The sequence below is a fragment of the Nocardia sp. NPDC060249 genome (genome assembly GCF_042728755.1).
Taxonomy (GTDB): domain Bacteria; phylum Actinomycetota; class Actinomycetes; order Mycobacteriales; family Mycobacteriaceae; genus Nocardia.
In genome coordinates this window covers 1,076,056-1,089,739 of sequence record NZ_JBHXAQ010000001.1, presented here as the reverse complement: position 1 = coordinate 1,089,739, position 13,684 = coordinate 1,076,056, and the positions used below count along the sequence as shown (strand labels likewise).

Below are 13,684 nucleotides of genomic sequence, written 5' to 3'. Positions count from 1 at the left end.
GGATTCACCTCGTGCCCAGAGCACAACCCGACACCGCGCCTACCCAGCGCCGGTCGCGCCTCCGCCGGTTTCCTCGTACACCCACCGGCGGAGGCCGTCGGGCTCACCCCGGGGCCTCCCGTCACCTCGGGTGGTGTGCGAGGTGCGATGGCGGCGGTGGACGACAACAGCCGCACGTTCACTCGGAACGTGCGGCTGCGAGAACGGGATTCACGCCGAAACGGTGATTTCCCATTCGTGGATCGTCAGGTCCGAGGCGCCGGTGGTGTGCAGCGGATCGGTGTGGACGATTGTTGTTGCGGCGGTGAGACTTTCGGCCAAGACGACATAGGCGCCGCCGGTGCCGTCGGTGAAGCCGCCGCTTTCCTGGAGTTGGCCCTGCGCGAGCAGTTCCCGCAGGAAGGTACGGTGCGGTTCGATCACCGAGGCGTCGAACGCCGGGGTGCGTTCGGCCAGCACAAGGTACTTGCGCGCCACGCCTCAGGACTCCGATTCGCCGCGCGCGGCCTTCGTGGCGGCCGTTGCGGCCGCCGCGGCACGGACCTGCGGCGCCACCTGTACGACCTGGCCGAGCACGCCGTTCACGAACGACGGGGAGTCGTCGGTAGACAGTTCCTTGGCCAGCTCGACAGCCTCGTCGACCGCGACGACCGGGGGCACGTCGGTGGCGTGGAACAGTTCCCACACCGCGATCCGCAGAATGGCCCGGTCGACCGCGGGCAGCCGCTGCAGGGTCCAGTCCTGGAGATAGCCCTCGATGGTGCCGTCGACCCGGTCGAGATCGTCGGCGACGCCCTCGACCAGGGTGGTGGTGTAGGCGTGCACGGGGGCCACGCTCTGATCGCGGGTCGCCAGCTCAGCGCGATCCGAGAGCAGCACGGAGACGTCGACATCGCGCGCCTCCGCCTCGAACAGCAGGTCCACGGCCCGGCGGCGCGCCTTGTGGCGCGCGCCGAGCTTCTTGAACGAGCCCTTCTTGTCTGCCGGGGAGTCGGTCACGGTCAGCCGTTGACGCGGCCGAGGTAGCTGCCGTCGCGCGAGTCGATTTTCAGCTTGTCACCGGTGTTGATGAACAGCGGAACAGCAACCTCGGCGCCGGTTTCCAGCGTGGCGGGCTTGGTGCCGCCGGTGGAGCGGTCGCCCTGCAGGCCGATGTCGGTGTGCTGCACGACCAGCTCGATGGTGACGGGGAGCTCCACGAACAGCGGCGCGTCCTCGTGCACGGCAACCTGCACGCCCATGTTCTCCAGCAGGAAGCGGGCACCGTCACCGATGGTGGCCTCCGGAATGGAGATCTGGTCGTAGGTGTCACCGTCCATGAAGATGTAGTCGGTGCCGTCGTGGTACAGGTAGGTCATGTCGCGACGATCGACGGTCGCGGTCTCGACCTTGACGCCCGCGTTGAAGGTCTTGTCGACAACCTTGCCGGACACGACGTTCTTCAGCTTGGTCCGCACGAACGCGGGGCCTTTGCCCGGCTTCACGTGCTGGAATTCGATGATCTGCTGGAGCTGACCGTCGATCTTCAGCACAAGGCCGTTCTTGAAGTCGCTGGTGTCCGCCACTGTCCTCGGATCTCCTCGTTCGTATTACTGCGTACTGGGGGTTACTGCGTTCTGCGCGCCGACGTCAGTCGACGACGATCAAGTCCTTGCTGGTGCGGGTGAGCAGTTCCGGGCCCGCTTCGCGCACCACGAGCGTGTCCTCGATCCGGACCCCGCCGCGGCCGGGAAGGTATACACCAGGTTCGACGGTCACCGCCACACCAGCCAGAAGTGTACCGGTACTCGTTTTCGCCACTCCGGGTGCTTCATGGATCTGCAGCCCGACGCCGTGCCCGAGACCGTGCACGAACTGCGGGCCGTACCCCGCTTCTTCGATGATCGTCCGGGCCGCCGCGTCGACCTCGCTGGTCCGCGCGCCGGGCTCGAGGGCCTCGGTTCCCGCACGTTGTGAACGGGCGACCAGTTCGTAGATCTCGCGCTGCCAGTCGGCGGGGGTACCCAGGACCAGGGTGCGGGTCATATCGGAGTGGTAGCCGTTGACCACCGCGCCGAAATCGAACTTCACGAAGTCACCGGTGGCCAGGACGGCGCCGGTCGGCCGGTGGTGCGGGATGGCCGAATGGGCGCCCGCGGCGACGATCGTCTCGAAGGAGATCGCGTCGGCGCCGTGCTCGAACATCGCCCATTCGAGGTCGCGGGCGACCTGTTTCTCGGTGCGGCCCGGACGCAGCAGGCCCCGCTCCAGCAGGGTGGCCAGCGCCTTGTCGGCTGCCGTGCACGCCGCGCCGAGCTGGTCGACCTCGTAGGGATCCTTGACCATGCGCAGCTGTTCGACCAGGCCCGACGTGGGGACGAGTTGCAGCCCGGTGCGCAGCTCCTGGAACGCGGTGTGCTGATCGACGGTCACCACGTGGCTCTCGAAGCCGACGCGACCGAGCTGCCATTCCCCGGTCAGCTCGAGCACGCGGCGCGCGGTGGCCCGGCAGATCTCGGCCTGCAGATCGGGGACCTGTTCGGCGACCTGAGCGGAGTACCGGCCGTCGGTGCCGATGACGGTGCGGTCCTCGGCGCCGCGCATGTCCCACGAGTGCACCAGCACAACGGCATTGGATCCAGTGAAGCCGGTCAGGTAGCGGATGTTGACCAGATCGGTCACCAGCAACGCGTCGACACCGTTTTCCACCAGCAGGCTCCGCAGGGCACCGCGCCGGGCCGCGTAATCGGGAGCCGTGTAGTCAGCACACATGGGTCAACGCTACCGCCCGACGGGCGACACGTCGGCACGCGATCCCCCGGATTTCGTGTCGGTGGGCGAGGTGGATACGGCGTTGTTCACATGCGCGGACGTTGTCCACATTCTCGGATGAGGCCCACTGTCCATGGTCGCGGCACAGCACGATCGATCCCATGACCACTGCCGCGTTCTGTTGCCTCATCGCCTGGTGCCTGTTGCTCGGCGTCATCGACATCCATGCCCGTCGTCTTCCCAACGCGCTGACCGGCGTGGGAGCGGCCGCGGTGTTCCTGTTCGCCTTCTCGACAGGGGAATTGGAGACCGCGGTGATCGGTGCCGCGCTGTTGACGATGCCGTATCTGATCACCCACCTGCTCTCTCCGGCCGCCCTCGGGGCGGGTGACGTGAAGCTCGCGGTATCGCTCGGAGCCGCCGCGGCGATCGCCGGACCGCCGGCCTGGGTGTGGGCCGCGCTGGCCGCGCCGCTGCTCACCGCCGCGGCCGCGGTGATACTGCTCGGCGGTGATCGGCTGCGTGCGGTGCTGGGTCGCGATTCGCGGCAGGTGCGCGCGGCACCGGCACGGCGGCTGGTGCCACACGGCCCCGCGATGTGCCTGGCCACCGTGACCGCGATGGCACTGGCATGACCGGCGGCGCGACGCGCCGACACGATCCCGGTGACGGGGCGTTGCCGGCGGTCCGGAGCAGGCCGGTTCGGCCGGATCAGGGCGGTGGCCGCCACCGCGCGGCCCGGCGCGGGGCCGACGTGCCACTCGTCACGTCGGCCCACGTTCCCGCCTACACGTGTCGACATGGGAAGATGGTCGGCGTGTTGCGCTGGATAACTGCCGGAGAATCCCATGGTCCCGCTCTCGTCGCCCTCCTGGAAGGGATGGTCGCCGGAGTCGAGGTGACGTCGGACGATGTCTCCGCACAGCTGGCCCGCCGCCGACTCGGTTACGGGCGCGGCGCGCGGATGAAGTTCGAGGCCGACAAGGTCACCCTGGTCGGCGGCGTGCGCCACGGCCGCACCATGGGTGGTCCGGTTGCGATCGAGATCGCCAACTCCGAGTGGCCCAAGTGGACCGAGGTGATGTCGGCCGATCCGGTCGACGAGACCGAGCTCGCGGGAATGGCGCGCAACGCGCCGCTGACCCGCCCGCGCCCCGGTCACGCCGATTACTCCGGGATGCTCAAGTACGGCTTCGACGATGCCCGCCCGGTGCTCGAGCGGGCCAGCGCCCGCGAGACCGCGGCTCGGGTCGCCGCGGGCACCTTCGCGCGCAACTTCCTGCGTCAGGCCTTCGGGGTCGAGGTCATCTCGCATGTGGTGTCGATCGGCGCCGCCGCCAACACCACCGGTGTCACGCCGGGCCCGGCCGATCTCGACGCGATCGACGCCAGCCCCGTGCGGGCGTTCGACGCCGACGCCGAGGCGGCCATGATCGCCGAGATCGAAGCGGCCAAGAAGGACGGCGACACCCTCGGGGGCGTCGTCGAGGTGATCGTCGACGGCCTGCCCATCGGGCTCGGCTCGTTCGTCAGCGGTGAGCAGCGTCTGGATTCGCGCCTGGCCGCCGCCCTCATGGGCATCCAGGCGATCAAGGGCGTCGAGGTGGGCGACGGGTTCGAGACCGCGCGCCGGCGCGGCAGCCTGGCCCACGACGAGATGCGTCCCGGCCCCGACGGCGTCCTGCGCTCGACCAACCGCGCGGGCGGCCTCGAAGGCGGCATGACCAACGGTGAAGCACTGCGGGTGCGCGCCGCGATGAAGCCGATCTCGACCGTGCCGCGCGCGCTGTCGACCGTCGACATGTCCAGCGGTGAGGAAGCCGTCGCCATCCACCAGCGCTCCGACGTGTGCGCGGTGCCCGCCGCGGCCGTGGTCGCGGAGTCGATGGTGGCGCTGGTGCTGGCGCAGGCCGCGCTGGAGAAGTTCGGTGGCGACTCGCTGGCCGAGACCGTCGACAACATCACCAGTTACGTCAAGCGGGTCGGTAGCCGCCCACACGTGCCCGCGGACAGCCGTATCCCGTGACCGAGCAGGGGCAGGAGGGGACCGCGCCGGAGAGCGACGCGGGCCCCTCACCGGCGATCGTCGAGCCCGGAGCTCCTGACACCGGCCGCGACGACCGGACCGCACCGGCGGCACGCGTGGTACTGGTCGGGCTGCCCGGCTCGGGGAAGTCGACCATCGGGCGCAAGCTGGCCAGGGAACTCGGGGTGGAGCTCTACGACACCGACGCGGGGATCGAGGCCGACACCGGCCGTACGATTCCCGATATCTTCGCCACCGACGGTGAGGCGGAGTTCCGCCGGATCGAGGAAGAGGTGGTGCGCCGCGCCGTGCTCGAGCACGACGGCGTGGTCTCCCTCGGCGGCGGTTCGGTGCTGTCCGAACGGACCAGGGATCTGCTGCGCGACGCGCTCGTCGTCTACCTGGAGATCAGCGTGTCCGAAGGGGTTCGGCGTACCGGGGCCAGCAGTACCCGTCCGCTGCTCAACGGTGTCGACCCCGCTGCCAAGTATCGGGATCTGATGCGCGAGCGTCGCCCGCTCTACCGCGAGATCGCCTCCGTACGCGTGCGAACCGACGGACGGAGTCCGGGCCGGGTGGTGCGGATGATCCTGACCAAGCTCGGTCTCGAATCGGTGCGCACCGATCTGCAACTCCCACGGGCCAACACCGGAAACGCCTCGCCCGCTTCGGGTTCGGTCGCCGGTAGGCCCGGAACGGGCAGCAATCGGTCCAAGAACCGGCGACGCGCCAGGGCTCGCGCCGCCGCCGCACGCCGCAGTGGTGCCGACCAGACGGGTGTGGTGGCAATCGAACGCCGCGACGCCCCGGATGATCGGAACCGTTCGGGGGCAACACAATCCGCGACCGATCGGGCGACAGCCGCCGACACCACCGGTGCCGCGCGCACAGCGGGTGCGGCGCAGGGTGAGTCGCGCACGACCGCCGGTCGACGGTCCCGGCGGAGCAGATCGCGCCGAGGCGGTGCGCGGATCCGGTCGGCGACCAGCGTTGCCACCCGTGATACCGGTGGCTCGGTGGCCGAGAGCCCGGAGAGCCGCGCGAGCTCGAGAGCAGAGGGCCGCGCGGGTACCGCCGACAACCAGCCGGTCACCCGCACCACCGACGCAGGCCAGACGGGCAACCGCACTGCCGGCGCCGGGGGCCGGTCGGGGAACCGCAGCACACCTGGTAGTCGAGTAGGCGGGCGCACCCCGGTCACGGGAGGCCAGGCAGCCGGTCGCAACGCCGGCCGCGGCAGGCGGGCGGCGAGCCGCGAGGCCGGTGCCCCGGGGCGGGCAGGCCGGCGCGGTGGTGAGCCTGCCGGACCGTCGGGTTCGACCGACTCCGATCCATCGGCGGAAAGCCGGACCGGGGCACCGCAACAGGTTCAGCGGGCCGGACCAACCGGTGACGCGGATCGTGGGACCGGGACCAACGAACGCCGACGACGCGGGCAATCGCGGCGACGCGGCGGACGACGCAATAACACTGACCAGAAAGAATCGGAGCAGCGCACGTGACAGAGCCGAACATCATCCAGGTTCGCACCGCCGACCCGTACCCGGTGATCATCGGCCGCGGGCTGCTCGGCGATCTCGTCGAAGCGGTCAACGCGGGCAATGCCGTGCGGACCGTGGCGATCTTCCATCAGCCGCCGCTGGCCGAAACCGCCGAGGCGGTGCGTAAAGCACTGGCCGACACCGGGATCGACGCGCATCGCATCGAGATCCCCGACGCCGAGGACGGCAAGGAACTGGCCGTGGCCGGGTTCTGCTGGGAGGTGCTCGGCCGGATCGGCCTGACCCGCAACGACGCCATCGTGAGTCTCGGCGGTGGCGCCGCCACCGACCTGGCCGGCTTCGTCGCCGCCACCTGGATGCGCGGGGTGCGCATCGTGCACGTGCCGACCACGCTGCTGGCGATGGTCGACGCGGCGGTCGGCGGCAAGACCGGCATCAACACCGAGGCGGGCAAGAACCTCGTCGGCAGTTTCCACGAACCCAGCGCCGTGCTGGTCGACCTCGCGACGCTGGAAACGGTGCCGCGCAACGAGATCGTGGCGGGCATGGCCGAGATCATCAAGGCCGGTTTCATCGCCGACCCGGTGATCCTCGACCTCATCGAGGCCGATCCCGAGGCCGCCCTCGACCCCACCGGCGACGTGCTGCCCGAACTGATCCGCCGTGCCATCCAGGTCAAGGCCGATGTGGTCGCCGCCGACCTCAAGGAATCGAGCCTGCGCGAGATCCTGAATTACGGCCACACCCTCGGCCACGCCGTGGAGCGCCGCGAGCGCTACCGCTGGCGCCACGGCGCCGCGGTGTCCGTGGGCCTGGTCTTCGCCGCCGAACTCGGCCGCCTGGCCGGTCGCCTCGACGACGCTACCGCCGATCGGCACCGCACCATCCTGGAAAGCGTCGGCCTGCCCGTCTCCTACGACGGCGACGCGCTCCCCCACCTGATGGACGCGATGCAGACCGACAAGAAGACCCGTTCCGGTGTGCTGCGTTTCGTGATCCTGGACGGCCTGGCCAAGCCCGGCCGCCTCGAGGGCCCTGATCCGTCGCTACTGGCCGCCGCCTACTCGGCCATCGCCCGTGACACCACCCCGGGCACGTCGCCGATCATGCTCTGAGATCCGAACCTGTTCGCGCCCCGACACGGTGTCGGGGCGGGGACGGGTTCGAACGACCTGCCTCGCGGCCGGTTCCGTTGCCGGAGAGAACGATTCCGCTCAGTTCGCGGTGGCGAGTTCGGGTTCCGCCGCGCGAATCGCGGATTCGCTCGAACGGCGTGAGCGGGAGTGGCCGAAGGCGACACCCACCAGCGCGGGCAGGAAGACCAGCAGCAGGATGAACGATGCCGCGGAGGTCAACTCGTAGAGGATCCCGGCATCGCCGAGTTCGATTCCGGGCACCTGATCGAGGACCCAGCACACAGCGGAGCTGGCCAGACCCGCGCCGAACCCGGCGGCCAGCCAGCGGACGGTGAGGTTGTCGGCGCCGGTGCGGCCGTCGCGCACGCCCCAGGCGGCGACCACGGCGACGATGGCGAGCAGGCAGGCCGCGCGCCAGAAGGTGCCGTACGTGGGCCAGGAGGCCACCACCAAGCCGAGCAGGACGCGGAGGGCGACGACCAGCGCGCCGAGGACGGTGGCTCGTAACACCCAAGCGGTCATGAAGAACACCTTAGCGGGACAAAACTAGAACCGGTGTCAATTCGACGGATCGGCCGGTGACATCGAGGATTCGGCACCGCGCTCAGCGGTAGTCACCGAGCCGTCGTCTACTGCTGGGACAGCGACTCTTCCAGCGCGGCGGCCATCGCCGCACGCGGCGCGGGCTGACCGGTGAACAGTTCGACCTGCCCGTATGCCTGATTCAGCAACATCTGCAGTCCGCTGACCACCGTGTGCCCGGCCGCCTCGACCGCCGCTGCGAGGGGGGTCGGCCACGGGTTGTAGATGGCGTCGAGCACGACCGGTGCCCCGGCTACCGCCGCCGCGATCACCGCGGCCGCCTCGGCGGGCACCGTGCTCACCACCGCTCCGGCCGACGCGCACGCCCCCCGCACCTGCTCTGTATCGAGCGGCACGACCGTGGCCCGCATGCCGAGCCGGTCGGCCAATTCCAGGGCGCTGCGTGCCCGTCCGGCGTCACGGGCGATCACCGTGATCTTCTTCGCCCCGAGTTCGGAGAGGGCGAGCAACGCGGGCCTGGCCGTTGCGCCTGCACCGAGCACGACAGCCTCGTCGATGGTCGAGACGCCACCACCGCGCAGCGCACCGAGGACGCCGTCGACATCGGTACAGTCCGCCGACCATCCGGCCTCGACGCGCACGAGGGTATTGGCCGAGCCGACCAGCACCGCGCGCTCGGTGCGCTCGGTGGCCACCGCGAGCGCCGCTTCCTTACCCGGCATCGTCACCGACAGCCCGACCCATTCCGGGCCCAGCTCGCCGACGAGACCGGGCAGCCGCGCGGCATCGCATTCGATGCGCTCATAACTCCAGTCCAGGCCCAGCGCGCGGTAGGCGGCCCGGTGCAGCTGGGGTGAGCGCGAATGCGCGATCGGCTGACCGAGCACAGCGGCCTTGCGGCTCATCTCAGCGCCCACTGTCGAGAATGCCGCTCTGCTCGGCCTTCACGATATTGCGCAGGTGCTCGGAGTAGCTCTCGGTGAACAGGGTGGTGCCCTTCTTGTCGATCGTGACGAAGTACAGCCACTTCCCCGGCTCCGGATTCTCCATCGCCTGCAGGGCTTTGAGCGAGGGCGCGGAGATCGGGTTGGCGGGCAGGCCCGACATCGCGTAGGTGTTCCACGGCGTGACGGTGTTGCGGTCGGCGTCGGTGGTGGCGACCTCGGTCTCCTCCAGCGAGTAGTTCACCGTCGAGTCGAACTGCAACGGCTGGTCGATCCGTAGCCGGTTGACGATGACCCGCGCGACCTTCGGCATATCCGGTGCCAGCGCTTCGCGCTCGACCAACGACGCCGCGATCAACGTCTGGTAGGGGTTGAGCTGGGTTTCGGCGCCCGACCGCAACAACCCGGTGGACTCGTAGAGCGCCGCGCTCGCGGTGATCAGCTGACGCAGGATCTGCACCGGCCCACCGCTGGGATCGAAATCCAGGGTGCCCGCGGAGATCAACCCGTCGAGCTGTCTGCGCCGGTCCGGAGCGGCCGCGACCGCCGCCTTGGCCCAGTCGGGCACGCCGAGCGCGGCCAGGTCGGCACTGGCGCCCGCGGCGTCGAGCTGCTCGTAGGTGACGCACTTGGCGGCGGAACCGGCGCCGAGGCAACTGGCGGCGGCGATCTTGGTGTAGATGCCTTCCGTGGGGGCGCCGGTGTGGACATCGCGCCGGTTGTGCAGCTGGCGCCCCTCCGAGATCACGACGTTGCCGACGCGCGTGCCCTTCGACACCAGCGAGGTCACCGCGTGTGCGGCGGGACTGTTCTTCTGGACCGCGTAGAACCCGGGCTGCACACTGTTCATGTTCGAATTGCGCACGGCCGCTTCGTAGAACGCTTCCGAGCTGGCGACGACACCCTTTTCTTTCATGGTGTCGGCGATCTGGGTGGCGGTGTCACCGGAATGCACCTGGACCACCACGAGTTCGCCGGGCGGGCCCGCGAAATCCTCGGCGGGCGTGAGGCTGCCCATCAGTTTGTACCCGGCGAAACCGGCGGCGGAGACGAACAGCACGACGAACACGGCCGCGACCACCCACATATTGCGGCGACGCTTCTTACGCTCGGCCGCCTTGCGCGAGGCGATCCGCGATTTGGCGCGTCCGGGCTTGTTCCGGCCCGGCGGTTTGTTGCGGCCCGATGCCGCCGCGCGCGGGCGGCCACGCTCGGCCGTCGCGGCGCGCTGGCCGACGCGACGCGGCGGGACGACCGGTTCGGGCTCGGGTTCCGGTTCGAGAACATCCTCCAGGACCTGGTCGTCGTAGACCTCGTCCTCGTAGCGTGGGATGACGTCGGTGCCGTCCTCGTCCCACTCCCCGCGGTCCGGCGCCGCGTCCTCGCGCACCGTGCGGGCATCGAGCCCCCAGTCGTCGCGGCGGGGGTAGCGCCGATCAGCTTCCCGAGCCCGGTAGCGTTCCTCGGCCCTGGTCCATCGGTCGGTCATGCATCGTCTCCGACCCTCGCCGTATCTGCTGCGTCCTTCAACACCGAACTCCGCTCGTCCAACCATCCTTGCAGAATCGACACGGCTGCCGCCTGATCGATCATCTGCCGCTGGCCACGTGCGCGAACTCCACTGTCGCGCAGCGCACGTGCAGCAGACACCGTAGTCAAACGTTCGTCGGAAAGGCGTATCGGAATCGGGTCGATCACGCGGCGCAACTGCTTGGCAAACTTACGCGCAATGGCCGCCGCGGTGCCGTTTTCGCCGCGCAGCGTGCGTGGCAGACCGATGATCACCTCGACCGCTTCGTATTCCCGCACAATGTCGGCAATTCTTGCGATATCGGCCGGTGGGCCGGCGCGCCCACCGGATTTGGCGCGCGCGACGGTCTCGACGGGGGTGGCGAGGATGCCGTCGGGGTCGCTCGAGGCGACTCCGATGCGCACGCTACCGACGTCGATCGCGATCCGGCGGCCCCGGCCCGGGTCGGTCTCCGGGTCGGGGCGGTCGGCGGGTTCCTCGCTGGACGAACCAGGGGTGGTCATCAGCCGGCGAGTTCGGCCACCCGGGCACGGACCGCGGTCAAACCGGCCGGGATACCCGACGGATCCGAGCCCGCGCCCTGCGCCATCTCCGGCTTGCCGCCGCCACGCCCGGCGATACTCGGCCCGAAGGCCGCGACCAGATCGCCCGACTTGACGCCGAGGTCCTGGGCGGCCTTGTTCACGGTCACCACGAACGGCGCCTTGCCCTCGACGCTGCCGAGCAGCACGACCACCGCGGCCTCGCTGCCGAGACGGCCACGGATATCGGTGGCCAGCGTCCGCAGGTCACCGGCCGACACGCCCTCGGGCGCCGCGGCGGCCACCAGACGCACCGACCCGACCCGCTCGGCCTGCTCGGCGAACGTGCCCGCCGAGGACAGCACCGCGGCGATCTTGGTGCGCTCCAGTTCCTTCTCGGCCACCTTGAGCCGCTCCACGAGCTGCTCCACGCGGCCCGGCACCTCGTCGGAGGGCACCTTCAGCGACGACGCGACACCGGCCAGCAGCGCCCGCTCCTTGGCCAGGTACTTGTAGGAGTCGAGGCCGACGAAGGCCTCGACGCGACGCACGCCGGAACCGACCGAAGCCTCACCCAGCAGGGTGATCGGGCCGATCTGTGAGGAGTGCTCCACGTGGGTGCCGCCGCACAGCTCCATCGAGAACGGGCCGCCGATCTCCACGACACGCACCTCGTCGCCGTAGTTCTCGCCGAACAGCGCCATCGCGCCCATCTTCTTGGCGTTGGGCAGGTCGGTGACGAAGGTGTTCACCGGGAAGTCCGCGCCGACAGCGTCATTGGAGACCGCCTCGATATCGGCCTTCTGCTGCTCCGACAGCGCACCCTGCCAGTTGAAGTCGAACCGCAGGTAGCCGGGCTTGTTCAGCGAGCCGGCCTGCACGGCGTTGGGGCCGAGGATCTGGCGCAGCGCGGCGTGCACCATGTGCGTGCCGGAGTGGCCCTGGGTGGCGCCCCGACGCCAGGCCGGGTCCGCTTGCGCGAGCACGACATCGCCCTCGGTGAGCTGGCCCGACTCGACGGTGGCCTTGTGTACCCACACCTTCTTGGCGATCTTCTGCACGTCGTTGACCTGCAGCTTCAGACCCGAGGCGGTGATGGTGCCGCGGTCGGCGATCTGACCGCCGGACTCGGCGTACATCGGGCTGCGATCGAGGATCACCTCGATGTCCTGCCCCGCCGTGGCCACCGGGACGCGCACGCCGTCGGCGATCAGGGCCAGCACCGTGGCCTCGGAGGTCAGTTCGTCGAAACCGGTGAACTCGGTGGCGCCACGGTCGACCAGTTCCTTGTAGACGGTGAGGTCGGCGTGCGCGTGCTTGCGAGCCTGGGCGTCGTCCTTGGCGCGCTTGCGCTGCTCGGCCATGAGCGAGCGGAAACCGTCCTCGTCGACGGAAAGACCTGCCTCGGCGGCCATTTCGAGAGTGAGGTCGATCGGGAAGCCGTAGGTGTCGTGCAGGGCGAACGCGTCGGAGCCGGCGATCTGCTTGCCGCCCTTGGACTTCACCGCGGTGGCGGCGTTGTCGAACAGGGTCTCGCCGGTGTTGAGGGTCTTGAGGAATGCCATCTCCTCGCCGACCGAGACGGTCTCGATGCGCGAGAAGTCGGTGGCCAGTTCGGGATAGGACGGCGCCATCAGGTCGGTGACGACCTTGATCAGCTCGGCCATCACCGGCTTCTCGGCGCCGAGCAGGCGCGCCGAACGCACGATGCGGCGCAGCAGGCGCCGCAGCACGTAGCCGCGGCCGTCGTTGCCGGGGTTCACGCCGTCGGCGATGAGCAACGCGGCGGTGCGGGCGTGGTCGGCGATCACGCGGAAACGCACGTCGTCGGTGTGGTCGACGCCGTAGGAGCGACCGGTGAGTTCCTCGGCCTTGTCGATGATCGGGCGCATCAGGTCGGTCTCGTAGACGTTGTCCACGCCCTGCAGCAGGAACGCGACCCGCTCGACGCCCATGCCGGTGTCGATGTTCTGCTTGGGCAGCGGGCCGAGGATCTCGAAGTTGTCCTTGGAGATGCCCGCGCCACGCTCGTTCTGCATGAACACGAGATTCCAGATCTCGATGTAGCGGTCCTCGTCGGCCTCGGGACCACCTTCGACGCCGTATTCGGGGCCGCGATCATAGTAGATCTCCGAACAGGGGCCACACGGACCGGGGATGCCCATCGACCAGTAGTTGTCGGCCATGCCGCGGCGCTGGATGCGGTCGGCGGGCACGCCCATCTCGAGCCACATCCGCTCGGCCTCGTCGTCGTCGAGGTAGACGGTGACCCACAGGCGCTCTGCATCGAAGCCGTAGCCGCCGTCTTCGACGCTGTCGGTGAGCAGCGTCCAGGCCAGCGTGATGGCCTCACGCTTGAAGTAGTCGCCGAAGCTGAAATTGCCCGCCATCTGGAAGAACGTGTTGTGGCGGGTGGTGATGCCGACGTTCTCGATGTCGAGGGTGCGCACGCACTTCTGCACGCTGGTCGCGGTGGCGTACGGCGGGGTCTGCTGACCGAGGAAATACGGAACGAACTGGACCATGCCTGCGTTGACGAACAACAGGTTGGGGTCGGCCAGGATCAGCGAAGCACTGGGGACCTCGGTGTGTCCGGCGCGGACGAAATGGTCCAGGAACCGTCGTCGAATCTCGTGGGTCTGCACAAATACCCAGCCTACCGGGCCGGTGCGGGTGCTTTTTCATCGACCGGGGTGGTCCGCGCCACGCCGGATCCACGCAACGGAGCGC

The 13,684-nt window shown here is 69.4% G+C and carries 12 protein-coding genes and 1 pseudogene; 4 read left to right on the top strand and 9 right to left on the bottom strand.

From position 1 onward, the window contains the following. Positions 1 to 210: 210 nt before the first annotated feature. From ACFWFP_RS04835 to ACFWFP_RS04820, 4 genes are all read right to left on the bottom strand, one after another. Entirely contained in the window at positions 211 to 477 is a 267-nt protein-coding gene (locus ACFWFP_RS04835; protein WP_379293167.1) for a YciI family protein, read from the bottom strand. A 3-nt stretch (positions 478 to 480) separates the two neighbouring features. Continuing rightward, positions 481 to 999 carry a transcription antitermination factor NusB gene (gene nusB / locus ACFWFP_RS04830; protein ID WP_378626982.1) on the bottom strand — a complete coding sequence of 173 codons (519 nt, stop codon included), beginning with the start codon at positions 997 to 999 and terminating at the stop codon, positions 481 to 483. A gap of 2 nt (positions 1,000 to 1,001) precedes the next feature. After that, positions 1,002 to 1,565: an elongation factor P gene (gene efp, locus ACFWFP_RS04825; RefSeq protein WP_067452307.1), complete on the bottom strand. Its 564-nt coding sequence runs from the start codon at positions 1,563 to 1,565 to the stop codon at positions 1,002 to 1,004. A 64-nt stretch (positions 1,566 to 1,629) separates the two neighbouring features. Next, on the bottom strand, positions 1,630 to 2,751 hold the full coding sequence (locus ACFWFP_RS04820; RefSeq protein WP_379293166.1) for a M24 family metallopeptidase: 1,122 nt from the start codon (positions 2,749 to 2,751) through the stop codon (positions 1,630 to 1,632). Positions 2,752 to 2,912: 161 nt separating this feature from the next. Here ACFWFP_RS04820 and ACFWFP_RS04815 point away from each other — a divergent pair, with 161 nt between their 5' ends. The 4 genes and pseudogenes from ACFWFP_RS04815 (at position 2,913) to aroB (ending at position 7,394) form a co-directional block, all read left to right on the top strand. Continuing rightward, positions 2,913 to 3,386 (top strand): prepilin peptidase, encoded by a 474-nt coding sequence (locus ACFWFP_RS04815; RefSeq protein ID WP_379293165.1) that lies wholly within the window; start codon positions 2,913 to 2,915, stop codon positions 3,384 to 3,386. Positions 3,387 to 3,568: 182 nt separating this feature from the next. Further along, the gene (gene aroC, locus ACFWFP_RS04810; protein WP_379293164.1) at positions 3,569 to 4,777 is read left to right on the top strand and encodes a chorismate synthase; all 1,209 of its coding nucleotides are present in this window, start codon (positions 3,569 to 3,571) and stop codon (positions 4,775 to 4,777) included. A gap of 56 nt (positions 4,778 to 4,833) precedes the next feature. Then, positions 4,834 to 5,592, top strand: a pseudogene (locus ACFWFP_RS04805) (shikimate kinase); the annotation flags it as partial. Between the two features lie 683 nt (positions 5,593 to 6,275). Further along, positions 6,276 to 7,394 carry a 3-dehydroquinate synthase gene (gene aroB / locus ACFWFP_RS04800; RefSeq protein ID WP_101467074.1) on the top strand — a complete coding sequence of 373 codons (1,119 nt, stop codon included), beginning with the start codon at positions 6,276 to 6,278 and terminating at the stop codon, positions 7,392 to 7,394. 99 nt (positions 7,395 to 7,493) lie between these two features. Here the strand turns inward: aroB and ACFWFP_RS04795 are convergent, their stop codons facing one another. The 5 genes from ACFWFP_RS04795 to alaS form a co-directional block, all read right to left on the bottom strand. Next, positions 7,494 to 7,937 carry a B-4DMT family transporter gene (locus ACFWFP_RS04795; protein ID WP_379293163.1) on the bottom strand — a complete coding sequence of 148 codons (444 nt, stop codon included), beginning with the start codon at positions 7,935 to 7,937 and terminating at the stop codon, positions 7,494 to 7,496. 107 nt (positions 7,938 to 8,044) lie between these two features. Continuing rightward, positions 8,045 to 8,863, bottom strand: a complete 819-nt coding sequence (locus ACFWFP_RS04790; RefSeq protein ID WP_379293162.1) for a shikimate dehydrogenase — start codon at positions 8,861 to 8,863, stop codon at positions 8,045 to 8,047. Position 8,864: 1 nt separating this feature from the next. Then, positions 8,865 to 10,391 carry an endolytic transglycosylase MltG gene (gene mltG, locus ACFWFP_RS04785; protein WP_379293161.1) on the bottom strand — a complete coding sequence of 509 codons (1,527 nt, stop codon included), beginning with the start codon at positions 10,389 to 10,391 and terminating at the stop codon, positions 8,865 to 8,867. Further along, complete coding sequence (gene ruvX, locus ACFWFP_RS04780; protein ID WP_379293160.1) at positions 10,388 to 10,936, bottom strand: Holliday junction resolvase RuvX; 549 nt, start codon at positions 10,934 to 10,936, stop codon at positions 10,388 to 10,390. Before ruvX ends, mltG begins: the two co-directional genes overlap by 4 nt. Beyond that, positions 10,936 to 13,599 (bottom strand): alanine--tRNA ligase, encoded by a 2,664-nt coding sequence (gene alaS, locus ACFWFP_RS04775; protein WP_379293159.1) that lies wholly within the window; start codon positions 13,597 to 13,599, stop codon positions 10,936 to 10,938. Before alaS ends, ruvX begins: the two co-directional genes overlap by 1 nt. Between the last annotated feature and the right edge of the window lie 85 nt (positions 13,600 to 13,684).

What these genes read in the sequence shown, in the direction of transcription:
- ACFWFP_RS04795 (WP_379293163.1), bottom strand. Translation starts at nt 7,937, where the DNA reads ATGACCGCTTGGGTGTTACGAGCCACCGTCCTCGGCGCGCTGGTCGTC.
- ACFWFP_RS04815 (WP_379293165.1), top strand. Translation starts at nt 2,913, where the DNA reads ATGACCACTGCCGCGTTCTGTTGCCTCATCGCCTGGTGCCTGTTGCTC.
- ACFWFP_RS04820 (WP_379293166.1), bottom strand. Translation starts at nt 2,751, where the DNA reads ATGTGTGCTGACTACACGGCTCCCGATTACGCGGCCCGGCGCGGTGCC.
- ruvX (WP_379293160.1), bottom strand. Translation starts at nt 10,936, where the DNA reads ATGACCACCCCTGGTTCGTCCAGCGAGGAACCCGCCGACCGCCCCGAC.
- mltG (WP_379293161.1), bottom strand. Translation starts at nt 10,391, where the DNA reads ATGACCGACCGATGGACCAGGGCCGAGGAACGCTACCGGGCTCGGGAA.
- ACFWFP_RS04790 (WP_379293162.1), bottom strand. Translation starts at nt 8,863, where the DNA reads ATGAGCCGCAAGGCCGCTGTGCTCGGTCAGCCGATCGCGCATTCGCGC.